The sequence below is a fragment of the Nioella nitratireducens genome (assembly GCF_001879715.1).
Classification (GTDB): domain Bacteria; phylum Pseudomonadota; class Alphaproteobacteria; order Rhodobacterales; family Rhodobacteraceae; genus Nioella; species Nioella nitratireducens.
The window spans coordinates 92,780-115,163 of the sequence record NZ_MNBW01000005.1 but is presented as its reverse complement, the minus strand read 5'-3'; the positions used below and the strand labels follow the sequence as shown (position 1 = coordinate 115,163).

The 22,384-nt window shown below is 64.7% G+C and carries 21 protein-coding genes; 16 read left to right on the top strand and 5 right to left on the bottom strand.

All coding sequences use genetic code 11. The features are described 5' to 3' along the window. Positions 1-9 precede the first annotated feature (9 nt). The 7 genes from BKY27_RS06105 (at position 10) to BKY27_RS06075 (ending at position 7,958) form a co-directional block, all read left to right on the top strand. A complete protein-coding gene (locus tag BKY27_RS06105) occupies positions 10-819 on the top strand; it encodes an SDR family NAD(P)-dependent oxidoreductase (RefSeq protein ID WP_071673562.1) in 810 nt (269 codons plus the stop codon). 71 nt (positions 820-890) lie between these two features. Beyond that, positions 891-2,189, top strand: coding sequence for a M24 family metallopeptidase (locus BKY27_RS06100; RefSeq protein WP_071673561.1), 1,299 nt, complete (start codon positions 891-893; stop codon positions 2,187-2,189). A gap of 104 nt (positions 2,190-2,293) precedes the next feature. Continuing rightward, positions 2,294-3,301 (top strand): thiamine pyrophosphate-dependent dehydrogenase E1 component subunit alpha, encoded by a 1,008-nt coding sequence (locus tag BKY27_RS06095; protein ID WP_071673560.1) that lies wholly within the window; start codon positions 2,294-2,296, stop codon positions 3,299-3,301. Between the two features lie 11 nt (positions 3,302-3,312). After that, complete coding sequence (locus BKY27_RS06090; RefSeq protein ID WP_071673559.1) at positions 3,313-4,308, top strand: alpha-ketoacid dehydrogenase subunit beta; 996 nt, start codon at positions 3,313-3,315, stop codon at positions 4,306-4,308. Then, the gene (locus tag BKY27_RS06085) at positions 4,298-5,602 is read left to right on the top strand and encodes a biotin/lipoyl-containing protein (RefSeq protein WP_071673558.1); all 1,305 of its coding nucleotides are present in this window, start codon (positions 4,298-4,300) and stop codon (positions 5,600-5,602) included. Before BKY27_RS06090 ends, BKY27_RS06085 begins: the two co-directional genes overlap by 11 nt. 15 nt (positions 5,603-5,617) lie before the next feature. Next, the gene (locus BKY27_RS06080; RefSeq protein WP_071673557.1) at positions 5,618-7,048 is read left to right on the top strand and encodes an NAD-dependent succinate-semialdehyde dehydrogenase; all 1,431 of its coding nucleotides are present in this window, start codon (positions 5,618-5,620) and stop codon (positions 7,046-7,048) included. A gap of 10 nt (positions 7,049-7,058) precedes the next feature. Beyond that, positions 7,059-7,958 carry a 2-oxo acid dehydrogenase subunit E2 gene (locus BKY27_RS06075; protein WP_071673556.1) on the top strand — a complete coding sequence of 300 codons (900 nt, stop codon included), beginning with the start codon at positions 7,059-7,061 and terminating at the stop codon, positions 7,956-7,958. Positions 7,959-8,001: 43 nt separating this feature from the next. On the opposite strand, the gene ygiD is transcribed toward BKY27_RS06075, so the two are convergent. Both ygiD and BKY27_RS06065 read right to left on the bottom strand, forming a co-directional pair. Next, positions 8,002-8,826: a 4,5-DOPA-extradiol-dioxygenase gene (gene ygiD, locus BKY27_RS06070; RefSeq protein ID WP_071673555.1), complete on the bottom strand. Its 825-nt coding sequence runs from the start codon at positions 8,824-8,826 to the stop codon at positions 8,002-8,004. A 22-nt stretch (positions 8,827-8,848) separates the two neighbouring features. Then, positions 8,849-9,265 carry a DoxX family protein gene (locus BKY27_RS06065; protein ID WP_071673554.1) on the bottom strand — a complete coding sequence of 139 codons (417 nt, stop codon included), beginning with the start codon at positions 9,263-9,265 and terminating at the stop codon, positions 8,849-8,851. Positions 9,266-9,397: 132 nt separating this feature from the next. Between BKY27_RS06065 and BKY27_RS06060 the strand changes: the two genes are divergently transcribed. Together BKY27_RS06060 and BKY27_RS06055 are read left to right on the top strand one after the other, a co-directional pair. Then, on the top strand, positions 9,398-10,288 hold the full coding sequence (locus BKY27_RS06060; protein WP_071673707.1) for a LysR family transcriptional regulator: 891 nt from the start codon (positions 9,398-9,400) through the stop codon (positions 10,286-10,288). 122 nt (positions 10,289-10,410) lie between these two features. Further along, the gene (locus BKY27_RS06055; protein WP_071673553.1) at positions 10,411-11,319 is read left to right on the top strand and encodes a ketopantoate reductase family protein; all 909 of its coding nucleotides are present in this window, start codon (positions 10,411-10,413) and stop codon (positions 11,317-11,319) included. Between the two features lie 3 nt (positions 11,320-11,322). Here the strand turns inward: BKY27_RS06055 and BKY27_RS06050 are convergent, their stop codons facing one another. Further along, on the bottom strand, positions 11,323-12,225 hold the full coding sequence (locus BKY27_RS06050) for a LysR family transcriptional regulator (RefSeq protein ID WP_071673706.1): 903 nt from the start codon (positions 12,223-12,225) through the stop codon (positions 11,323-11,325). A gap of 104 nt (positions 12,226-12,329) precedes the next feature. Between BKY27_RS06050 and BKY27_RS06045 the strand changes: the two genes are divergently transcribed. The 6 genes from BKY27_RS06045 (at position 12,330) to BKY27_RS06020 (ending at position 18,659) form a co-directional block, all read left to right on the top strand. Beyond that, positions 12,330-13,505 carry a cytochrome P450 gene (locus BKY27_RS06045; RefSeq protein WP_071673552.1) on the top strand — a complete coding sequence of 392 codons (1,176 nt, stop codon included), beginning with the start codon at positions 12,330-12,332 and terminating at the stop codon, positions 13,503-13,505. Positions 13,506-13,620: 115 nt separating this feature from the next. Continuing rightward, the gene (locus tag BKY27_RS06040) at positions 13,621-13,944 is read left to right on the top strand and encodes a 2Fe-2S iron-sulfur cluster-binding protein (RefSeq protein WP_071673551.1); all 324 of its coding nucleotides are present in this window, start codon (positions 13,621-13,623) and stop codon (positions 13,942-13,944) included. A gap of 92 nt (positions 13,945-14,036) precedes the next feature. Then, entirely contained in the window at positions 14,037-15,071 is a 1,035-nt protein-coding gene (locus BKY27_RS06035) for a TRAP transporter substrate-binding protein (RefSeq protein ID WP_071673550.1), read from the top strand. Positions 15,072-15,091: 20 nt separating this feature from the next. Next, entirely contained in the window at positions 15,092-15,592 is a 501-nt protein-coding gene (locus BKY27_RS06030) for a TRAP transporter small permease (protein ID WP_071673705.1), read from the top strand. Positions 15,593-15,596: 4 nt separating this feature from the next. After that, on the top strand, positions 15,597-16,949 hold the full coding sequence (locus BKY27_RS06025; protein WP_071673549.1) for a TRAP transporter large permease: 1,353 nt from the start codon (positions 15,597-15,599) through the stop codon (positions 16,947-16,949). 108 nt (positions 16,950-17,057) lie between these two features. Beyond that, positions 17,058-18,659 (top strand): GMC family oxidoreductase, encoded by a 1,602-nt coding sequence (locus tag BKY27_RS06020; protein WP_071673548.1) that lies wholly within the window; start codon positions 17,058-17,060, stop codon positions 18,657-18,659. A 133-nt stretch (positions 18,660-18,792) separates the two neighbouring features. Here BKY27_RS06020 and BKY27_RS06015 read toward each other — a convergent pair whose 3' ends face one another. After that, positions 18,793-20,040: an NAD(P)/FAD-dependent oxidoreductase gene (locus BKY27_RS06015; RefSeq protein ID WP_071673547.1), complete on the bottom strand. Its 1,248-nt coding sequence runs from the start codon at positions 20,038-20,040 to the stop codon at positions 18,793-18,795. 106 nt (positions 20,041-20,146) lie between these two features. Then, positions 20,147-21,355 (bottom strand): acyl-CoA dehydrogenase, encoded by a 1,209-nt coding sequence (locus BKY27_RS06010; protein WP_146636191.1) that lies wholly within the window; start codon positions 21,353-21,355, stop codon positions 20,147-20,149. A 131-nt stretch (positions 21,356-21,486) separates the two neighbouring features. On the opposite strand from BKY27_RS06010, the gene BKY27_RS06005 reads away from it, so the two are divergent. Continuing rightward, complete coding sequence (locus BKY27_RS06005; protein ID WP_071673546.1) at positions 21,487-22,380, top strand: LysR family transcriptional regulator; 894 nt, start codon at positions 21,487-21,489, stop codon at positions 22,378-22,380. Positions 22,381-22,384 lie beyond the last annotated feature (4 nt).

Sequence of the window (22,384 nt, the reverse complement as noted above, 5' to 3'; positions counted from 1 at the left end):
GAGGACCCCATGGACCCCAATCGCCTGAAAGGGAAAAATATTCTCATCACCGGGGCCGCGCGCGGCATGGGTGCTGGCAATGCCGAGGCCTTCGCCGCGCAAGGCGCGAATGTGTGTATCGGTGACCTCGACCTCGACGAGGCGCAGGAAGTTGCCGAGCGCATCAATTCCGCCGGCAACGGCAAGGCGATTGCCGTCCGGATGGACGTAACCAAGCGCGAGGACAACGCCGCCGCCGTCGCCACCACGGTCGAGGCCTTCGGCAATATCAACGTGGCCCTGTTCAACGCAGGCCTCAACAAGCCCCGGTTCTTCATGGATATCGACGAAGACAACTGGGACATGATCATGAACGTCAACACCAAGGCGATGTGGCTGGGCATGCAGGAAGCCGCCCGCCAGATGATCGCGCAGGGTCCGATGGAGGATCACCCCTACAAGATCATCAACGTGGGCTCGATCGCCTCGCGCAAGCCACTGATCGACGTGACCGTCTATTGCACCTCGAAATACGGCTGCCTCGCGCTGACCCATTGCGGCGCACTCGGGCTGGCCGAACACAACATCACTGTCAACGGCTACGCGCCCGGCGTCGTGGTCACACCGCTCTGGGAACAGCTCGACAAGGATCTGGTCGAGATCGGGTTCAAGGAACGCGCCGGTCAGGCCTATGACGACATCGTCGAGAACGAACTGGTGATCAAGCGGGTCTCCTATCCCAAGGATATCGTCGGAACCGCATCGTTCCTCGCCAGCGACGACAGCGACTACATGACCGGCCAGATGATCCACATCGACGGCGGCTGGTGCATCCAGTAGCCCCCCCGGCCCTTTGACAATTCACCAACAAACCGGGTGCGCAATGGCGCACCCGCAGGAGATTTAGACCCATGAACCGCGCACTCACCCCGAATGTCCTCACCCCGCAGGATCTCGACCCGAACTGGAAGTGGGAAGGCCGCCTGCCCGCCTGGGGGCACACCTCGGTTGATTTCGAACGCCGCGTCGATCATGACCGCCTGCGCCGGTATCGCCTGTCGCGCACCCGCGAAGCGCTGAAGGCCAGCGATTGCGGCACCCTGCTGCTGTTCGACGTGAACAACATCCGCTACGTCTCGGCCACCAAGATCGGTGAATGGGAACGCGACAAGATGTGCCGTTTCTGCCTGCTGACCGGCGACGACGCGCCTTACGTGTGGGATTTCGGCTCTGCAGCCGTACACCACAAGAAATACTCCGACTGGCTGGTCCCCGACCATTGCCGCGCCGGTGTCGTCGGCATGCGGGGCACGATCCCGCCCTCTTTTGGCTTGATGAAGAAATACGCCGAAGAAATCGCCGGCCTGATCGAAGACGCCGGGATGAAGGACATGCCCGTGGGCGTGGACTACGCCGAAACCGCCATGTTCCACGCCCTGAAAGAGGCCGGGCTGAACGTGGTCGATGGCCAGCAGATCATGCTGAGCGCGCGCGAGATCAAGAACTGGGACGAAATCCAGTTGCTGACGCAAGCGGCCAGCATGGTCGATGGCGTCTACCACATGATCTACGAAGAGCTGAAACCCGGCGTACGCGAGAACGAGATCGTCGCCATGTCGAACAAGCTGCTCTACGAATGGGGCTCGGACGATGTCGAGGCGATCAACGCCATCTCGGGCGAACGCTGCAACCCGCACCCCCACAACTTCACCGACCGCCAGTTCCGCCCCGGCGATCAGGCGTTCTTCGACATCCTGCAAAGTTACCAGGGCTACCGGACCTGCTATTACCGGACGTTCAACATCGGCATGTCCACGCCCTCGCAGCGCGACGCCTATATCCGGGCCCGCGAATGGATCGACGCGTCGATCCAGGCGATCCGCCCCGGCGTCACCACTGACCAGGTCGCCAAGCTCTGGCCCAAGGCCGAGGAATTCGGCTTCCCCGACGAGCTGAGCGCCTTCGGCTTGCAATTCGGCCACGGTCTGGGCCTGGCGCTGCACGAACGCCCGATCATCAGCCGCGCGGTGTCGTTGGACAACCCGATGGAAATCCAGACCGGCATGGTCTTCGCCCTCGAAACCTACTGCCCGGCCTCCGACGGCTATTCTGCCGCCCGGATCGAAGAAGAGGTGGTCGTGACCGACACCGGCTGCGAAGTGATCTCGCTGTTCCCGGCGCAGGAACTGCCGATCGCGAACCGCTACTGATCCCTGACGGGATCCGCGGGGGGCTGTCTGCCCCCCGCACCCCCCGAGAGTATTTTCGCCAAGAAGAAGACGACAGGGATTCGCACCCGAGAAGGACCAGTCAGATGGCCAAAGCCAAGACCAACACCGAAGACTACCTGCGGATGTATCGCCAGATGGTGCGCATCCGCGTCTTCGAAGACAATGCCAACCAGCTTTACCTCTCGGCCAAGATGCCGGGGCTGACCCATATGTATTCCGGCGAAGAAGCCGTTGCCGTGGGAATTTGCGAGGCGCTGACCGACAGCGACCGCATCACCTCGACCCACCGGGGCCATGGCCATTGCGTGGCCAAGGGGGCCGACTTCAAGCAGATGTTCTGCGAGCTTCTGGGCAAGGAAGAGGGCTATTGTCGCGGCAAGGGCGGCTCGATGCACATCGCCGACCAAAGCCACGGAAACCTTGGGGCCAACGCCATCGTGGGCGGGTCCATGGGCATCGCCACCGGCTCGGCGCTGCGCGCCAAGTTGCAAGGCTCCGACGATGTAAGCGTGTGCTTCTTCGGCGACGGCGCCACCGCGCAAGGGCTGCTCTACGAGGTCATGAACATGGCAAGCCTATGGAAGCTGCCTGTCATTTATGCCTGCGAAAACAACGGCTACTCCGAATACACAAAGACCGAGGAAATCGCCGCGGGGTCCATCCCCGCGCGGGCCGAGGCGTTCGGGATCGAGAGCTTTACCGTTGACGGGCAGGATGTGCTGGCGGTGAACGAGCTGACCGAGAGGCTGGTTGCCCGTGCGCGCAAGGGCGAAGGCCCGTTCTTCGTGGAATTGATGACCTATCGCTATCACGGCCACCACGTGGGCGACATCAACCGCGACTATTACCGCGCCAAGGAAGAAGAGACGATCTGGAAGGAAAGCCGCGACCCGATCGTCAATTTCGGCAAGTGGCTGGCGGAAGAGGGCATCGCCAACGCAGAGGACTTGCAGGCGATGGAGGACGAGATTCGCGCCGACGCCAAGGCCGCCGTCGATTACGCGCTGTCCGCCAAATACCCCGATGAGAGCGAGGTGGACATGCACGTCTTTGCCCCGACCGACCCCGCCACCCTGCGGCCCGGTGCCTGAGGAGACCTGAAATGCGAAATATCACCCTGTCCCAAGCGGTGAACGAGGCGCTGGCCGAGGAAATGCGCCGCGACCCCACCACCTTCATCATCGGCGAAGACGTGGCCGAGGCCGGAACGCCCTTCAAGGTGCTGTCCGGTTTGGTCGAAGAATTCGGCACCGAACGCGTGATCGACACGCCGATCGCCGAACCCGGCTTCATGGGCCTTGCCGTGGGCGCGGCGCTGACTGGTTCGCGCCCGATCGTCGACCTGATGTTCGGCGATTTCATCTTCCTGATCATGGACCAGCTCTGCAATCAGGCGGCCAAGGCCTATTACATGTCGGGTGGAAAGCTGAACGTGCCGCTGGTTCTGCGCACCAATCTTGGCGCAACCCGCCGGTCTGCGGCGCAACACAGCCAGTCGTTGCACGCGCTGGTGGCCCATATTCCGGGCCTGAAAGTGGCGCTGCCCTCGTCGGCCTACGAGGCCAAGGGCCTGATGAAGACCGCGATCCGCGACAACAATCCGGTCGTGATCTTCGAAGACAAGCTGATGTATAACGACAAGGCCCCGGTCCCGAAGGAGGAATTTCTGATCCCCTTCGGCGAGGCGAACATCAAGCGCGCGGGCACGGACATCACCCTGATTGGCACATCCTCCATGGTGCAGGTCTGCGAGAAGGCCGCCGAGATGCTGGAAGCCGAGGGCATCAGCGCCGAAGTGATCGACCCGCGCACCATCGTGCCGCTGGATGAACAGACGCTGATCGAATCCGCCAAGAAGACCAGCCGCGTGATCGTGGTGGACGAAGGCCACCAAAGCTTTGGTATCACCGGCGAAATCGCGGGCCGGATCAACGAAAAAGCGTTTTACCATCTCGACGCGCCGGTGTTGCGCATGGGGGCGATGGACGTGCCGGTGCCTTTCAGCCCGGCGCTGGAGGATATCACCGTGCCGACGCCGGAAGGCGTGGTCCAGAACGCCCGCAAGCTCATGTCAGGGGAGATGATCCATGCCGCGTGAAACTGCTGGCTTCACGCCGCATGAGGTGATCATGCCCGCCCTCGGGATGGCGCAGGACACCGGCAAGATCGTGAGCTGGTTGAAACAGGCCGGCGATGCGGTCAAGACGGGCGATGCGCTGTTCGAGGTGGAAACCGACAAGGCGACGATGGAAGTCGAGGCGCCCGCCGACGGCTTCCTGACCGATGTGACCGCTGGCGATGGCGAGGATGTGCCCGTGGGCAATGTGATCGCCATGATCTCGGACACGGCAGAGGGCAGCGGCACCGCCGCAGCTGCCCCGGCGCAGGAGGACGTGGGCCAGGATGACGCGGGCGCGCAGGATGACCTGCCCGACGGAACCGGCATCATCATGCCCGCGCTCGGTATGGCACAGGACGAAGGCGTGATCGTCGCGTGGCACAAGGCCCCGGGCGACGCCGTTACTTCGGGCGATATCCTGTTCGAAGTGGAAACCGACAAGGCCACGATGGAGGTCGAAGCAGGTCATGACGGCTTTGTCGCGGCGCTGCTGGCCGAGGCTGGCGAGGCCGCGCCCGTGGGCGAGGTGATCGCCATCATTTCGGGCGACAAGCCGGACAACCCGATGCAGCGAAGCTGGGCGGGCAAGGCCAAACCGGCCCCCGCCCCGGCCCCCGCCAAAGCCGAAGACAAACCGGCCCCGGCCAAGGCCCCGACGAAACCGGCTGCCAAGGCCGCGGCCCCGGTCGCCCCTGGCGGGCGCATCCTTGCCTCGCCCAAGGCGCGTCGCATTGCCCTGCAAGAGGGGCTGGACCTTGGCCGCCTGGTCGAGGCGGGCCATCCGCAGCCCTATCACACCGCCGATCTGGACGTGCTGCGCAGCCTGCCGACGATGACCAGTCCGACCGGGGCTGTGGCCCAAGCCACCCGCCGCCTGACCGCCGAAATCCCGTCCCAGGCGTTTGCCGCCTTCTGCGCATGGGTCGCCAAGGACACCGGCGCCCCGGCGAACCGCCCTGCCCTGCTGGCCAGCTTCGCCGCAGCGGCCCTTGGCCAGCCCGGCACCGCCGTGGCGATTGAAGCATATGGCCAGACCCGCGTGATCCCCGAGGATGGGCAACCAGCCCTGACCATCCGCGACCTTGCCGGATCGCCGCTCACCTCGATCAGCCTCGGGGCGGAAGACACCCCGGTGTTGACGCTGACAGGGGCGGGCGACAGTCTGACCCTCACACTCGAATGCGCGCCCGAACAGCTTTCTGCCGCCGAGGCGCTCGATCTTATCAGCGGATTTGCCGGACGGCTGGCCGAGCCGCTCCGCCATCTGCTCTGACCCGCGAGGACCGACATGGAATTTACCGATCTCTACATCAACGGCCACTGGCGCGAAGGCGCCGACAAGGTCCGTTTCGACGTCCTAAACCCCGCGACCGAGGAAGTCCTGGCCTCTGTCGCGTCTGCCGAAATCGCAGACGCCGACGCAGCGCTCGATGCTGCTGAAGCCGCGATGAAGGACTGGGCCGCCCGCACCCCGCGCGAACGGTCCGAAGTGCTGCGCAAGGCGTGGGAACTGATGACCGCGCGGCTGGACGAATTCGCCACCTATATCACGCTGGAAAACGGCAAGGCGGGCGTCGACGCCAAGGGGGAGGCGACCTATGCCGCAGAATTCTTCCGCTGGTTCGCGGAAGAGGCCGTGCGCGCCGATGGCCTGATCACCCACGCCCCCGCGTCCGGCGCGCGGATCATCGTGCAGCACAAGCCTGCGGGCCTCGCCGTGCTGGTCACGCCGTGGAACTACCCCGCTGCCATGGGCACCCGCAAGATTGCGCCTGCACTGGCCGCCGGCTGCGGTGTCATCATCAAGCCCGCCTCGGAAACCCCACTGACCATGCTGGCGCTTATGCCGCTTCTGGAAGAGGCGGGCGTGCCCAAGGGCCTTGTCAACGTGCTGCCCTCGCGCCGCACCGGCGCGCTGGTTGACCATATGCTGCACGATCCGCGTGTGCGCGTGGTCAGCTTCACCGGCTCCACTGGCGTTGGCCGCAAGCTGCTGAAATCCGCGGCTGACCAGGTGCTGAAACCGGCAATGGAACTGGGTGGCAACGCGCCCTGCATCGTGTTCGACGACGCCGACATGGACACCGCCATCGAGGGCACCATGCTGGCCAAGATGCGCAATCTGGGCGAGGCCTGCACCGCCGCCAACCGCATCTATGTGCACGAGGCCGTGGCAGAGGAATTTACCCGCCGCCTGACCGAGCGCATGCAGGCCCTCAAGGTGGGCGACGGCACCGATCCGTCGGTCGATGTTGGCCCGCTGGTCAATGCCGATACCCGCGACAAGGTGGCCGACTTCGTGTCCGATGCCGTGGCCAAGGGGGCCAAGATCACCTGCGGCGGCACGATGCCAAACGGCAAGGGCTTCTTCTACCCGCCCACGGTGCTGACGAACGTGCCGGAAACCGCTGAATGCGTGAAGGACGAGATCTTCGGCCCCGTCGCCGCGATCCAGACCTTCACCGATCAGGAAGACGTGATCCGGCGCGCCAACGACACCGAATACGGCCTTGTCGCCTATGTCTTCTCCGAGGATTTCAAGCGCGCCATGCAGGTTTGTGAGCGGCTGGAATACGGCATGGTCGGCCTCAACCGTGGCCTCGTGTCAGACCCTGCCGCGCCGTTCGGCGGTGTGAAACAATCTGGCCTTGGCCGCGAAGGCGGGCACGAAGGTATGCTGGAGTTCATGGAAACCCAGTATATCTCGGCCAGTTGGTAAGGGGGCTGTCATGGACATCCAGGCAAGCCCCAGCACCAAGCACTACGCCGCCAACAAGGGCGTCGATCTGGAAACGGTGGCCAAGGCCGCCGGTCGCACGACATTGGGCCGCGAGGACGTGGACGCGCATCTGGGCGGGGGCGGCAGCGCGCCCGCCGCAGCCGCCCCCGACGCCAGCCGCTACTGGGACGTGGACCATGCGGCCTATGGCCCGGTGACCGAGGAACCGATGTCGCGCATTGCGCAGATCGCCTCGGCCAACCTGTCGGCGGCCAATGCGATGATCCCGCAGGTCACTCATCACGACCGCGCCGACATGCGCGCGGTCGAGGCGTTCAGAAAGTCGCTGAAAGACGAAGGCGCGGCGCGCGGAACCAAGATCACCGCGCTCGCCTTTCACGTCATGGCGCTCGCCAAGACACTGCGCGCCTTTCCACGCTTCAACGCCTCGCTCACGTCGGATGGCGAAACGCTGGTGCTCAAGGACTACGTCCATATCGGCATCGCCGTCGACACGCCGCACGGCCTTATGGTGCCGGTCATCCGGGACGCCGACAAAAAGGGGCTTTGGCAGATCGCGGCGGATATCACCGATCTGGCGGGACGCGCGCAAACGCGCAAGCTCTCGGGCGACGAGATGGGTGGCGCGTCGATGTCGATCTCGAACCTCGGCGGCATCGGCGGCAGCGCCTTCACCCCGATCGTGAACCCGCCCGAGGTGGCGATCCTCGGCCTCACCCGCACCGAAACCGTGCCGGTCTGGGCGGATGGAGAGTGGCAACCGGTGCCGATGGTGCCGATGGACCTCTCCTACGATCACCGGGTGATCAACGGGGCCGACGCCGCGCGGTTCCTGACCCACTACGCCCGTCTTCTGTCCGATCCGCGCCGCATGGTTTTGCCGGTCTGACAGGCCGCGCGGCCCCGTTCCGTCCCACGGGGCCGCGCGGCTTTCACTGATCGTGAAACACGAAACTGCGCATCGAGACCGAGCCGAAGTCGATGCTGTCATTCATAAAGGTTAACGCATCCCCCGCCTCCGCTGCCCCTGCCACGGTCAACGCGGGCAGGTAATGGTCCAGCGTTGGGTGCGCCATCGTCAACAGCGCCCCCAGCCCGGCACGGTCCGCAAGGGCCGCGATATCCCGCTCTTCCAGCCGGTCCGCGACCAGCCTGTCGAACTCCTCTGCCCAATCCAGCGCCACGCCGCCGGGCCGCATGGCGCGCAGGTTGTGCACCACGTTGCCCGACCCAAGGATCAGCACCCCCCGGTCACGCAGCGCCGACAGGTGCTTGCCGATCTCAAGGTGCCAGTCCAGGTCCTTGCTCATGTCGATAGAGAGCTGGAACACCGGCACATCGGACTCGGGGTAGAGCCATGTCAGCACGGACCATGACCCGTGGTCGAGGCCCCAGCTTTCATCCCCCTCCACATGGTGACTGGCCAGAAGCGACGCCACCTCTCGGGCAAGGTCCGGGTGCCCCGGCGCAGGATACTGCATGTCATACAGCGGCTGCGGAAACCCGTGAAAATCATGGATCGTGCGCGGATACGCCGACACATCGACCAGCGTCGTGCCCCGCGTCATCCAGTGGGCCGAGACCACTAGGATCGCCTGCGGGCGCTGCAACGACTGGCCAAGCGCCGCCCAGGTGCGGGCATGGCCGGTCTCTTCCAAGGCGTTCATCGGGCTGCCGTGCCCAAGGAAGACCACGGGCATCCGGTCAGATGCCCGCAGCCGGTCTTTCAGCGCGTCAAGCGCCGTCTGGATACCCATGATCTTGTCCTTTCCTGCGCGTTCAGGCCTGCGCGGGCCGCAGCAACACCGGTTTCAAGGCATAGGCCCCGTCCCCCAGCAACACCAGCGACGCCTGCACGGCGGCCCACATCATCGGGTATTCCCAGCCGCCACCGGCGTTGGAAAAGCCGAAGCCGTTGGCCCAATGGGCCGTAAAAGCTGCGCCAAGCAGCACCGGCACGAGAACCGCCGACACGACGCGGGTGCCCACGCCAAGTATCAGCGCGATACCCCCGAGAATTTCCACCACCATGGTCAGCGGCCCCAGCCATTCGGGCAAACCCAAAGAGCCGAAGAACCCGGCGGTGCCCGCAGGCGTGAAGACGAAGAGCTTGGTCAGCCCGTGCACAAGGAACAAGGCCCCGGTTGTCAGCCGCAAAACAAGTGCGGCATAGGGGGCGGTTTTCTGGTCGATCATCGGTCAATCTCCTGTCTGGTCCGGGGGCCACCCCCCGGTGCGTTTCCATGCCGGGCAAGATGGGCCTTGCGCTTTACCAATGAAATGGCGATTTTAGGCTATGACTTTCTCCAATTTGTTCACAATATAGCCATGGACCTTCTCGACGGCCTCCGCGCCTTTGTCGCCACCGCAGAAAGCGGTTCCTTCACCAAGGCCGCCGACCGCCTTGGCCTGTCGAACCGCCTGACCTCGAAATACGTGGCCGAGCTGGAAGCCCGCCTTGGCACCCGCCTGCTTCAGCGCACCACCCGCCGCGTGGGCCTGACCCCGGCGGGCGAAGACCTGCTCGCCCGCGCCCCGGCGCTGCTCGACGATCTCGACCTGATGCTGTCCGACATGACCGAGGGCACCCGCGGCCTCTCGGGTGTGCTGCGCATCTCGGCCCCCGTCACCTTCGGCGAAACCACCCTGACGGAGATGCTCCGCCGGTTCGCCGCCCCGCATCCCGACCTGACCATAGACCTGCGCCTCGACGACGCCCATGTCGATCTGGCCAGCGAAGGCATCGACCTCGCTTTTCGCATCGGCACGCCGGTGGTCTCTTCGCTCAAGGTGCAGCGCTTAGGCCAGATCGAGACGCATCTGGTCGCGGCTCCCGCCTACCTGTCCCGCCACGGCACCCCGCGCGGCCCGCAAGACCTCAAGACCCATGTCTGCATCGCCGACACCAACCGCCGCACGCCCGCGCTCTGGCGGTTTTCGAAACAGGGCCACGCGCAGGACGTCCTCCTGTCCAGCCGCTTCATGGTCAACAGCGCCCGCGCCGTGCGCGATCTGGCCCGCGCCGGGCATGGCATCGCGCTGGTCCCCGATTTCATCCTTGGCGACGACCTTCAGACGGGACGACTGGTGCACCTGCTGCCCGAGTATGAAACCGGCCATGCCCCCCTCAGCGCCATCTATCTCGAAGGCCGCACCCTGCCCCGCAAGGTCCGTGCCCTGATCGACTTCGCCTGCGCAGACCTGCACGCCAAACGCTGACGCCCGCCGCGACATCTCCCACCAATACCTCACACGGCAATACTTCACACGGCAATCAATTGCTTGCCCCGCCCGCGCCCGGTGCCTAGGATCGGCACGACCCACGCGAGGGAGGACCAGCCATGAACATTGCCATTCTGGGCGCCGGGGCGCTCGGCTCGGTTATCGGGGCGCATCTGGCCAAGGCCGGGCTGTCGGTGACCCTGCTCGACCTGAACCAGGCCCATATCGACGCCGTCACCCGTGATGGGCTGCGGGTGGACTGGGAGGACGGGACCGACATCCTGCCAATCGCTGCCGCCCGCCCCGAAGCCTGCCCAAAGGATACCGACCTGATCCTGCTGCTCACCAAGACCTATCACAGCGATGCGGCACTGACTTCGGTCGCCAGCGTGATCGCGGGCGGGGCCTTCGTGATGACACTGCAAAACGGTCTGGGCAACGTGGAAACGCTGTTGCGCCATGTTCCGGACAATCGCGTCCTTTATGGCTGCACCATGACGCCAGGCGATTTTCGCGGCCCCGGCCATGTCGCCAGCCACGGCAAGGCGCACACCCCCTTCACCGCATGGCAAGCCTCACCCGAGGCCGAGGCCCTGGCCGCGCCGCTGGCCGCCGCCGGGTTCCACTTCACCGCCACGGCCCCGGCGCAGGTCTGGCAAAAGGCGGCCTTCAACTGCGCCATGAACGCCACCACCGCACTGGCCGGGGTGCCCGTGGGCGGGCTGGCCGCCGCGCCCGGTGCCACGGCGATCACCTCTGCCATCGCCGCCGAGGTGATCGCGCTTGCGCAAGCCGAAGGGATCGACGCCACGTTATCGGCGGTCGAGGGCCAGATCGCCTACGCTTTTGCCAATCACGGCAGGCACAAGGCCTCGATGCTTCAGGATCTGCAACACGGGCGCGCCACCGAGATCGGGGCGCTCAATGGCTACGTCGCCCGGCGGTCGTCCGACCTTGGCCTGCCTGCCCCGCTCAATACCCTTTTGGCCATCCTGATGCTGACCAAAGAGGCCGCGCCGACCGCGTAAGGCTCAGCCAAGCGCCGCCTTGACCTCGCGCGAGATCAATTCGCGCAGCCAGATATGGATGGGTGACCGATGGGTGCGCTCGGTCCAGACAAGATCAATGTCGAAGGGCGCCGGGCATGGGCAATCGGTGATGTGCAGGCCGTCGCCAAAGGTGTCGGCAATGCGGTTGGGCACGGTAGACAGCAGGTCTGTCCCGGCCAGCACCCGGTTCAGCCCGGCCGGGCTGGGAACCGACAAGACCTGGTCGAGGCTGCGGCCCATCCGGTCAAGGGCACGCAGATAGCCCGACCTCCACCCCCCGCCATACAGCACCACCGCGTGCTTGGCCGTCAGGTAATCCTCCAACGTCAGCGGCTTTCGCGCCAGCGGGTTGTCCGGGTCCATCACGCAAACATAGCGCTCCGTCGCCAGATTGCGGCAATAGAATCCCGCCTCCTCAGGTTTCAGCGGCCCGATCAGCAGCTCGGCCTCGCCGCGTTTCAGTTGTAGGTGCCCCAACGAGATCGAGTTGATCGTATCCACCCGCATGTTCGGTGCCGTCTCGCGCAGCTTTCGCATGATCAGGGGCAAGATCAATTGCCGTTCATAGAAATTGCAGGCGATGGTAAAGCGGTGCTCGGCCTCGGCCGGATCGAAGGCTTCGGGCATCGCCAACTGTTCCAGATCCGCCAGCATCCCCGCCGCTGCCGTGGCAATGACCGCGCACCGCTCGGTCGCCACGACCCCGCCGCCCTGCCGGAAGAACAGTTGGTCGTCAAAGGCGCGGCGCAGCTTTTCAATCGTGTAGCTGACCGCCGACTGGTTCACGCCAAGGATCTGCGCCACCTCGGAAAAAGACAGGTGCTCATGCACCAGCCGCAAAGTGCGCAGGTCCGCAAAATCAATGTTGAGGGCTTTGGACTCCATGAAATCAAAATACCTGATCCGGCCAATCAATTCCATTAAGTTGTTAGATTAAGTATCACAAGCTATCCCGAGGGCCGAGGAGACGCGTAAGGGAGGATGACGTCATGCCGCTGGCCCCTGTCGAAGACAAGGTCACGATCACCGAGTTGGTCGAGAACCCCTACCCACTCTATCGCCGCCTTCGCTCCGAAGCCCCGGTCTGCGCGGTCAAGGCCGTTGGCCGTGTCATGCTGACCAAGGCATCTGATACCCGCGCGGTCAAGGACGACCCCGACACTTGGTCCTCGGACGATCCCAACACCCCGATGAAACGGGCCTTTCAGGCGCATACGCTGATGCGCAAGGACGGCGAGGAGCACAAGGCCGAACGCGGCGCGATGATGCCCACCTTCTCGCCCAGGAACCTCAAGACGCTCTGGGGCCCGGCCTATGAGACATTCGCCGGGCGATACCTTGACCGGCTGCCGCGCGACGAAGTGGTCGATCTTTTCCCGACCCTCGCCGGCCCCCTCGCCGCCCGCATCCTCGCGGAAATCCTCGGCTTGCCCGAGGCCAGCGATGACGACATGCAATTCTGGTCGCAGGCCCTGATCGACGGCGCGGGCAATTTCGGCTGGCAGGACGAACCGTTCGAGCGGGTTGACCGTGCCCATATGGCGATGAATGCCCTGCTTGAGAAAAACGTCGACCGATACCGCGCCGAGCCCGATCAGACCGCGCTGTCGGTCATGATCAATGCCGACGATCCAATCGCCTGGAGCCAGATCGTCGCCAATATCAAGATCGCGATCGGCGGCGGCATCAACGAACCCCGCGACGCGCTGCTCACGGTGCTCTACGGGCTGCTGACCAACCCCGACCAATTGGACGAGGTGAAGCGCAGCGGCAACTGGGGCGCGGCCTTCGAAGAGGCGGTCCGCTGGGTCGCCCCGATTCAGGTCAGCGCCCGGCGCGCCACCCGCGACACCGAAATTCGCGGCATCGACCTGCCCAAGGACACGGTGGTGATGACCATTCAGGCCTCGGCCAACCACGACGAAGACCTGTTCGAAGACGGCCACCTGTTCAACGCCCTCCGCGCCAAGAACCCGCATCAAAGCTTCGGCTCGGGGCCGCATCACTGCATGGGCGCCCACCTGGCGCGGATGATGCTGGGCAAGATCATGCTGCCGATGATCTTCGACCGGTTCCCCAACATGGAACTGGTCGATCCGTCCTCGGTGGTCTGGCGCGGCTTTGGCTTCCGCGGCCCGCTGAACCTGCCCGTCCGTCTCAACTGAACCGACCGGGGCCGTGCCCCTATACCCAGAACTTATGCAGTGCCCGCGCAAATGGATTGGCCCCGTGCCGCGACCGCGCCCTAAGAACATCCAACAAGAAAGGACAGGCCCCGGCATGCCCAAGGTCACCTTTATCGACGCCGACGGAACTGAAACCACGGTCGCTGCAAAGATCGGGGACAGCGTCATGCAGACCGCCATGGCCCATGGCATCGACGGTATCACCGCCGAATGCGGCGGTGCCATGGCCTGCGCCACCTGCCATGCCTACGTGGCCGATGACTGGGCCGACAAGGTCGGCCCCGCCGGCGAGACCGAGGCCGACATGCTCGACTTCGCCGCCTGCGAGGTGAAGCCCACCAGCCGCCTGTCCTGCCAGATCGTCGTGGCCGAGAACCTTGACGGACTCATCGTATACCTGCCCGAGCATCAAGTATGATAGCGTCGGAAAAACAGAATTTGCGGATTTGATACCGCATCGAGCTGGCCGGTTCGCCGGACAAGACCAGCACACCCAAGGGAGGAGACCACATGAAGACCACAACTGCCATAGGCGCACTCGCTGCCGTCTTGACGCTGGCCACCGGCGCCAGCGCCCAGGAATACACGTTCCGCCTGCACCACCTTCTCGGCGCGCAGGCCCCGGCCCAAACCCAGATGCTGGAACCATGGGTCCAACGGGTCGAAGAACTATCCGGCGGCCGCGTCGATATTGAAATCTTCCCGGCCATGACCCTCGGCGGTCGCCCGCCCGAACTGGTCAGCCAGGCCCGCGATGGCGTGGTCGACCTGATCTGGACGGTAAACGGCTACACCCCCGGTCTCTTCCCGCGCACCGAAGTGATGGAGCTTCCCTTCGTCTATGTGAACGATCCGGTGGCCGCCAACCTCGCGCTCTACGACATGTTCGACGACTACCTGCGCGAAGAATACACCGGGCTCGAGGTCATGTTCCTGCATGTCCACGCCGGTCAGGGCCTGCACATGGTCGATACCGAGGTGCACCGCCCCGAAGACCTCGACGGCATGCGCCTGCGCATCCCGACGCGCACCGGCGCATGGATCATCGAGGCGCTCGGCGCGACCCCGGTCGCCATGCCCGTGCCCGAACTGCCGCAGGCGCTGCAAACCGGTGTCGTCGATGGCGCGCTGATCCCGTGGGAAATTATCCCGCCGCTGCGCATTCAGGAACAGACCGAATACCAGATCGAGGGCTATGACATGGCCCGCTTCGGCACCACCACCTTCCAGGTGTCGATGAACGCAGATCGCTGGAACGGCCTGCCCGAGGATATTCAGGCCGCATTCCGCGAGGCCTCGAACCGGGAATGGTGGGGCCATGTCGGCGAGATCTGGCGCGCATCCGACAATTTCGGCATCAACATGGCCGTGGAAGCGGGCAACACCCACGTCACCCTGACGGAAGACGAAACCGCAGCCTTCCAAGAGGTGCTGGAACCGGTGGTTGACCGCTGGATCGAGGAAGTGTCCTCTATCGGTATCGACGGCGCGGGCCTCGTGCAGACGGCGCGCGACCTGATCGCCGAAAACGCGTCCGACATGTAATGGACGCGCCCGTCGCAGATATGACCCGTCGCGCCGGCTTGACCGGTGCGGCGGAGTCGGTGATTGCCACCTGGGGCATCCTCGGCGGGGTCATGGTGCTGGCCGTGGTCCTGATGAATGTCTGGAGCGTGGTCGGCGCGGTGGTCGGCCTGCCCTTCTCGGGCGATTTCGAACTGACCGAGATGGGTATCGCCATCGCCGCCTTTGCCTTCCTGCCGTATTGCCAACTGACCGGCGCCAATGTGACCGCCGATATCTTCACCGCCCGCGCCTCGGCGCTGTGGATCTCGATCTTCGCCCTCGTGGCCTCGATGGTGGCGCTATTTTTCGGCCTCCTGATGATCTACAGCATGTATGGCGGACTGCTCAGCCAGCGCGAATACCACTATGCGACGGCCATTTTGCAAATTCCGATCTGGTGGGCCTATGTGCCCTGCCTGATTTCGCTGCTCCTTCTGGCCGTGGCGGCCCTCATCACACTTCTGGAAAACCTCGGCAAAGTGGCTCGGGGCGGGAACTGACCTCATGCTTGATCCCATCACCCTTGGGCTGATCAGCCTCGTCCTGCTGGTCATCCTGATCGCGCTGCGGATGCCGATCGCCTATTCCATGATCCTGATCGGCGGCGTCGGCACCCTCATCATGAACGGCCCCTTCACCGTGATGAACCAGCTCAAGACGCTGGCCTATGGGCAGTTCTCCAACTACGGCCTCTCGGTCGTGCCGATGTTTGTGCTGATGGGGGCCATCGCATCGCGCGTGGGGCTGTCCAAGGCGCTGTTTCGCGGCGCGAACGCGTGGCTTGGATGGGCCCCCGGCGGCACCGCCATGGCCGCCATCGCGGGCTGCGCGGGCTTTGGCGCGGTCTCCGGCTCGTCACTGGCTACCGCTTCGACCATGGGCCGGATCGCCCTGCCGGAACTCAAGCGCTACAACTATTCCGGCGCGCTGGCGACCGGGTCGCTCGCGGCGGGCGGGGTGCTGGGCATCCTGATCCCGCCCTCGGTCGTGCTGATCATCTATTCGATCATCGTCGAGGCCAATATCGTGACCATGTTCATGGCCGCGATGATCCCCGGTATCCTCGCCGTGCTGTTCTTCCTCGTCACCATCCTGGTCTACGTCACCCTGCGCCCCGAGGCCGGCCCCAAGGGCGGCGCCGCCGACCGTGCCGAATTCATCGCGGCCACCCTTGGCGTGCTGCCCGTGGTGCTGATCTTCGCCATCGTTCTGGGCGGCATCTACGGCGGCTTTTACAACCCCACCCCCGGCGCGGCCGTGGGCGTCTTCCTCGTGGCGGTCTATGGCCTGTTCCGCGGCAGCCTCGGCTGGCGCGACATGGTCGACAGCCTCAAGGAAACCGCGCAGACCACCGGCATGATCTACCTGATCCTCCTGGGCGCGGAACTGATGAAGATCTTCATGTCCCGCATCCGGATGCCGCAGGCCACCGCCGAATGGATCTCGGGCTCGGGGCTGGAACCGATGACGGTGTTGGTCATCCTGCTTGTCGCGCTGATCCTTCTGGGCTGCCTGATGGACTCGCTGTCGATGATCTTGCTGGTGATCCCGTTCTTCTGGCCGGTGCTGGTCGAACTGAACGGTGGCCTCTACGCCTTCGGCCCCGACACCGGCTATGGCATGAGCACCGAAGACCTCAAGGTCTGGTTTGGCATCCTCGCGCTCATCGTGGTCGAGTTGGGGCTGATCACGCCCCCTGTGGGGATGAATGTCTTCGTGATATCGGCCCTCGCAAAGGACACACCGATGATCGACACCTTCAAGGGCGTCCTGCCCTTCTTCGGGGCGGAAATCGTGCGCGTTGTGGTCCTGATCATGTTCCCGGCACTGGTGCTCTGGCTGCCCTCGGTTTTCTGACCCCGGCGCGACGCGTCACATCGCGCGCCGCACCCCATTTACCCCGGCGGCAAAATCGACAAACCTGTCAGAAATAACCGACATACCTGTCGGAAACGGGAGGGGACGATGAAGGATTTCGGGCCGTTCGACTATGTGATCGTGGGCGCAGGCTCGGCTGGCTGTGTGCTGGCCAACCGCCTGTCCGAAGATCCGCGCACCCGCGTTCTGCTGCTCGAAGCGGGCGGCCGGGATAACTATATTTGGACAAAGATTCCCGTTGGTTACCTCTATTGCATCGGCAACCCCCGCACCGACTGGATGTTCTCCACCGAGGCCGAACCGGGCTTGGGCAACCGCGCCATCCTCTACCCCCGCGGCCGGATCTTGGGCGGCTGCTCGGCCATCAACGGCATGCTCTACCTCCGCGGCCAAGCCCGCGACTACGACCAATGGCGGCAAATGGGCAATCCCGGCTGGGGCTGGGATGACGTGTTGCCTTACTTCCTGAAATCCGAAGATCACTACCAGGGCGTGTCCGAAACCCATGGGGAAGGCGGCGAATGGCGCGTTGAAAAACAAAGACTTAGCTGGGAAATCCTTGACGCGTTCGCGGATGCCGCCGAGGCCGCGGGCATCCCCCGCACGGACGATTTCAACACCGGCACCAACGAAGGTGTCGGCTATTTCCAGGTCAACCAGCGGCGCGGCTGGCGCTGGTCTACCGCCACGGGCTTCCTGCGCCCCGCCGAACACCGCCAGACCCTCACCGTGCTGACCGGTGCTCAAGCGCAAGGGCTGATCCTGGAAGGTCGCAAGGCCACCGGCGTGCGGTTCCTGAAAGACGGCCAACCCGCACAGGCCACCGCCACCCGCGAAGTGATCCTCTGCGCCGGGTCAATCGGCTCGCCGCATTTGATGATGCTGTCCGGCATCGGCCCCGGCCAGCATTTGCAGGACCACGGGATCGGCGTAACCCACGATTTGGCGGGCGTCGGCGGCAATTTGCAAGACCACCTGCAACTGCGCCTGTCCTATCGCGTCGCGGGGGTGAAGACCCTCAACCAACTGTCTTCCACCTTGTTTGGAAAGGCAAAAATCGGTCTGGAATACGCGCTCTTCCGGTCTGGCCCGATGTCGATGGCCCCGTCACAGCTTGGCGCCTTCGCGAAGTCGGACCCTAGCCTCGACACCCCGGATCTGGAATACCACGTCCAGCCGCTCAGCCTGCCCAGGTTCGGCGAAGACCTCGACCCGTTCCCCGCCTTTACCGCCTCGGTCTGCAACCTGCGCCCCGAGGCACGCGGCCATGTGCGCCTGAATTCGCCCGATCCCGGCGACGCCCCCGCGATCCAGCCCAACTACCTCTCGACCGAGGCCGACCGCCTCACCGCCGCCCGCTCGATCACGCTGACGCGCAAGATCGTTGGCCAGACTCCGCTCGCCCAATACCATCCGCAGGAAATCCGGCCCGGCCCCGACTACGCCACCGACCAGCAACTGATCGACGCGGCGGGCCAGATCGGCACAACGATTTTCCACCCCGTCGGCACCGCCCGCATGGGCACCGACCCCGGCGCGGTTGTAGATCCCTGCCTGAGGGTTCACGGCATGGAAGGGCTGCGCGTGGTCGACGCCTCGATCATGCCCACGATCACCTCGGGCAACACCAATTCGCCCACGGTGATGATCGCCGAAAAGGCCGCCGACATGATCCGCGCCGGGGGCTGACCCTCGCCCCCTTCTTCTTGGCAAAAATACTCCCGGGGTTTGGGGCTGGCCCCAAGCGGCGCGGCGAGGCTCCCGCTTCAGCGGGGGCCGAGGCGTGCCGCCCGCGGGTCGGCGCCGAAGGCGGCGAAGCCCGTTACCCCCTGAAACGCACCGGATCGAAGGCGGAAAGGTCCTGGTTGGGCCGTTGCCCGGTGATCAACTGCGCCAACAGCCGTCCGGTCTTGGGCCCGCCCGTCAGCCCGATATGCTGGTGTCCGAACCCGGCAAAGACACCTGTCCCCCGGATCTCTCCGATCAGCGGCAAGCTGTCGGGCACGGTGGGTCTGTGGCCCATCCATTCGACCTCGCCCGTCGCCTTCAGCCCCGGAAAGCTTTTCGCCACCTGCCGCCGCAGCAAGTCGAACGGCGCGCGCGAGGGGCCGGCCTCCAGCCCGCCAAGTTCCACGATCCCGGCACAGCGCAGGCCCTGTTTCATAGGGGTGGCGACAAACTTGCCGGAACTGACCATGATCGGCCGGGTCGGGCCGCCTTGGGCATTCTCGAACACGATGTGATAGCCACGCTCGGTTTCCAGCGGGATCGTCAGCCCAAGCTTTTTCATCAAGGGTTTCGACCACGCCCCGGTGGTCAGCACCGCCTGGTCGCAGGCGATCTCTCCGCCCCGCGTGACAACGGCCGAGACCATGCCATCGGTCAGCGTGACATCCACCACCTCGGCTTGCCGGATCTCGCCGCCCATGGCGCGGAATTCTTCGGCCAGCGCGGTCACGTAGCCGCCCGGGTCGGTGACAAAGCCATGCCCCGGCAGAGCCGCCACCAGCCCCACGTCCGGGCCGAGCGACGGCTCGTACGCCTGCACCGCCGCCCCTTCGTAAAGCGTCGGAACGAACCCTGCCTCTTGCTTCAGGCCCCAGCCATAGGCGTCCTTCTCGAACTCGGCGCGGCTGGCATAGGCAAAGCTGTAATCGCTCTCGACCACCCACGGCGCAGCGCGGGTGTCCTTGGCCAGTGCCAGATGCTGCTCGACGCTATCGCCAATCAGCCCCGTCAGCGCCGCCGAGATCCGCCGCGTGTCGCGGTCATTAGCGTGCGACAGGAACCGCAACAGCCACGGCATCAGCCGCGGCAGGTAGGACCAGCGCAGGAACAGGGGAAAGTTGCGGTCCAGCAGATAGCCCGGTCCCTTCCAGACCAAGCCCGGCGTGGTGACCGGCACGATGGCCGCACTCGCCAGAACCCCGGCATTACCGTAGGATGTGGCCTGCCCCGGTGCGTCCCGGTCCAACAGGATCACCGCCTTGCCGGCGCGCCGCAACCACAGGGCGGTCGAGACCCCAACGATCCCGGCCCCGATCACGACCACGGGTTTTGTGCTGCTCATGCCCGGACTCCCCTGCTGACCAGCGCAGTCTTGCCGGGTCAACAGCGAGACGTCCAGCGGATTTCGCGCCCCGCGAACATCACCAACGGGGCGCGCGAGATGTCGATCAGAAAAACGCCTGCAACCCGGTTTGCGCGCGGCCAAGGATCAGCGCGTGCACGTCATGGGTGCCTTCGTAGGTATTCACCGTCTCAAGGTTCATCATGTGGCGAATGACCTGGAATTCCTCGGAAATCCCGTTGCCCCCATGCATGTCCCGCGATTGCCGCGCGATATCCAACGCCTTTCCGCAGTTGTTGCGCTTGATCAGGCTGATCATCTCGGGCGCCGCCTGCGCCTCATCCATCAATCGCCCGACGCGCAACGCCGCCTGTAGGCCGAGGGTGATCTCCGTCTGCATGTCGGCGAGCTTCTTCTGGAAGAGCTGCGTCTGCGCGAGCGGCTTGTTGAATTGCTTGCGATCCAACCCGTATTGCCGCGCTGCGTGCCAGCTGAACTCGGCCGCCCCCATCACGCCCCACGCGATGCCATAGCGCGCCCGGTTCAGGCAGCCGAACGGCCCTTTGAGCCCCTGCACATTGGGCAGCAGTGCGTCTTCGCCGACCTCGACACCATCCATCACGATCTCGCCCGTCACCGATGCCCGCAAACTTTGCTTGCCCGCGATCTTGGGGGCGGACAGCCCCGCCATGCCCTTTTCCAGAACGAAGCCGCGGATCTTGCCGCCATGCGCCTCGGACTTGGCCCAGACCACGAACACATCGGCAACCGGCGCGTTGGAAATCCACATTTTCGAGCCGCTGATGCGATAGCCGGTCTCGGTCTTCTCAGCCCGCGTTTTCATACCCGCAGGGTCCGACCCGGCATCGGGTTCGGTCAGGCCAAAACAGCCAATCAACGCGCCCGAACACAGTCCGGGCAGGTATTTCTGCCGCTGCTCCTCGGACCCATAGGCATAGATCGGATAGATCACGAGGCTGGACTGCACCGACATCATCGAGCGATAGCCGCTGTCCACCCGCTCAATTTCCCGCGCGATCAATCCGTAGGTGACGTAATTCGCGCCAAGCCCGCCATACTCCTCGGGCAGGGTCGCGCCCAACAGCCCCGCCTGCCCCATCAGTGGGAACAGTTCCGGCGCGACGGTTTCCTCGGAATAGGCCTTGATCACGCGTGGTTGCAGCTCGCTTTGCGCAAATTCGCGGGCCGCATCGCGCAGCATCCGCTCGTCCTCGGTCAACTGGCTTTCCAGCAGCAGGGCATCGTCCCAGGTAAAGCTGGACAGGTCGGGGGCGTCTTTGGCTTTCAGGGTCATTTCGGGTCTCCTCGGACAGATCATCAGGGGCACGGCATCACGGTGCCGCACAGGGATGCATTGACCAAGGGCTAGAGCATACTGCACGCCAATTCCATCGACATTCCCGCAGGACATCATTACACAATGGAATGATGTTTGGTCGCCGTTTCCTTCCCCCTCTGCCTTGGCTCACCGCGTTCGAAGCGGTGGCGCGGCTTGGGTCGGTGACCGACGCGGCCGAGGAACTGGATCTGACCCAAGGCGCTGTCAGCCGTCAGATCCAGAAACTGGAGGCGCGGCTGGGGCAAGCCCTTTTTCGCCGCGACCGCAAGCGCCTTGTGCCGACCCCGGCAGGCGCGGCCTATGCGCGCGAACTGCGCGGTGCGATTTCGACCATCGCCAATGCCACGTTGTCGGTGCAGTCGAACCCGCGTGGCGGCCTTTTGAACCTGGCCATACTACCCGCCTTCGGCACCTATTGGCTGGCCCCGCGCCTGCCCGGCTTCATGGCGGCGCATCCCGGCGTGACGGTCAACCTGTCCACCCGGACGCATCCGTTCGATTTCGCCAGCGAAGATTTTCACGCGGCGATCCATTTCGGACAAGAAGACTGGCCCGGCGCGGGCTTTCTCAAGCTGATGGACGAGGAAAACGTCGCCGTCGTCGCCCCCGCCCTTCTGGCCGGTCGGGACATCGCCACGCCACACGATGTCGCCGCCCTGCCCCGCCTGCAAATCGAAAGCCGCAAGGGCGCATGGCGGCGCTGGTTCATGTCGCAAGGGCATGGAACAGACGAACGCGTGGCCGTCCAGTTCGACCAGTTCGCAACCATGGTCGAGGCGGCCAAACAGGGGCTGGGCGCGGCGCTCGTGCCCCGTTTCCTGATCGAACGCGACCTTGCTGCGGGCACGCTCATCGCCCTGCCGCAACGCTCAGGCTCTGTCTTCGGGGCCTACTACCTTGTCTGGCCAGAGGCCCAGTCGGACTACCCGCCGCTGGTCGCCCTAAAGGACTGGCTGACAGAGGAAGTCGCCAAGGCCTGAACCG

What these genes read in the sequence shown, in the direction of transcription:
- BKY27_RS06105 (WP_071673562.1), top strand. Translation starts at nt 10, where the DNA reads ATGGACCCCAATCGCCTGAAAGGGAAAAATATTCTCATCACCGGGGCC.
- BKY27_RS06100 (WP_071673561.1), top strand. Translation starts at nt 891, where the DNA reads ATGAACCGCGCACTCACCCCGAATGTCCTCACCCCGCAGGATCTCGAC.
- BKY27_RS06095 (WP_071673560.1), top strand. Translation starts at nt 2,294, where the DNA reads ATGGCCAAAGCCAAGACCAACACCGAAGACTACCTGCGGATGTATCGC.
- BKY27_RS06090 (WP_071673559.1), top strand. Translation starts at nt 3,313, where the DNA reads ATGCGAAATATCACCCTGTCCCAAGCGGTGAACGAGGCGCTGGCCGAG.
- BKY27_RS06085 (WP_071673558.1), top strand. Translation starts at nt 4,298, where the DNA reads ATGCCGCGTGAAACTGCTGGCTTCACGCCGCATGAGGTGATCATGCCC.
- BKY27_RS06080 (WP_071673557.1), top strand. Translation starts at nt 5,618, where the DNA reads ATGGAATTTACCGATCTCTACATCAACGGCCACTGGCGCGAAGGCGCC.
- BKY27_RS06075 (WP_071673556.1), top strand. Translation starts at nt 7,059, where the DNA reads ATGGACATCCAGGCAAGCCCCAGCACCAAGCACTACGCCGCCAACAAG.
- ygiD (WP_071673555.1), bottom strand. Translation starts at nt 8,826, where the DNA reads ATGGGTATCCAGACGGCGCTTGACGCGCTGAAAGACCGGCTGCGGGCA.
- BKY27_RS06065 (WP_071673554.1), bottom strand. Translation starts at nt 9,265, where the DNA reads ATGATCGACCAGAAAACCGCCCCCTATGCCGCACTTGTTTTGCGGCTG.
- BKY27_RS06060 (WP_071673707.1), top strand. Translation starts at nt 9,398, where the DNA reads ATGGACCTTCTCGACGGCCTCCGCGCCTTTGTCGCCACCGCAGAAAGC.
- BKY27_RS06055 (WP_071673553.1), top strand. Translation starts at nt 10,411, where the DNA reads ATGAACATTGCCATTCTGGGCGCCGGGGCGCTCGGCTCGGTTATCGGG.
- BKY27_RS06050 (WP_071673706.1), bottom strand. Translation starts at nt 12,225, where the DNA reads ATGGAGTCCAAAGCCCTCAACATTGATTTTGCGGACCTGCGCACTTTG.
- BKY27_RS06045 (WP_071673552.1), top strand. Translation starts at nt 12,330, where the DNA reads ATGCCGCTGGCCCCTGTCGAAGACAAGGTCACGATCACCGAGTTGGTC.
- BKY27_RS06040 (WP_071673551.1), top strand. Translation starts at nt 13,621, where the DNA reads ATGCCCAAGGTCACCTTTATCGACGCCGACGGAACTGAAACCACGGTC.
- BKY27_RS06035 (WP_071673550.1), top strand. Translation starts at nt 14,037, where the DNA reads ATGAAGACCACAACTGCCATAGGCGCACTCGCTGCCGTCTTGACGCTG.
- BKY27_RS06030 (WP_071673705.1), top strand. Translation starts at nt 15,092, where the DNA reads ATGACCCGTCGCGCCGGCTTGACCGGTGCGGCGGAGTCGGTGATTGCC.
- BKY27_RS06025 (WP_071673549.1), top strand. Translation starts at nt 15,597, where the DNA reads ATGCTTGATCCCATCACCCTTGGGCTGATCAGCCTCGTCCTGCTGGTC.
- BKY27_RS06020 (WP_071673548.1), top strand. Translation starts at nt 17,058, where the DNA reads ATGAAGGATTTCGGGCCGTTCGACTATGTGATCGTGGGCGCAGGCTCG.
- BKY27_RS06015 (WP_071673547.1), bottom strand. Translation starts at nt 20,040, where the DNA reads ATGAGCAGCACAAAACCCGTGGTCGTGATCGGGGCCGGGATCGTTGGG.
- BKY27_RS06010 (WP_146636191.1), bottom strand. Translation starts at nt 21,355, where the DNA reads ATGACCCTGAAAGCCAAAGACGCCCCCGACCTGTCCAGCTTTACCTGG.
- BKY27_RS06005 (WP_071673546.1), top strand. Translation starts at nt 21,487, where the DNA reads ATGATGTTTGGTCGCCGTTTCCTTCCCCCTCTGCCTTGGCTCACCGCG.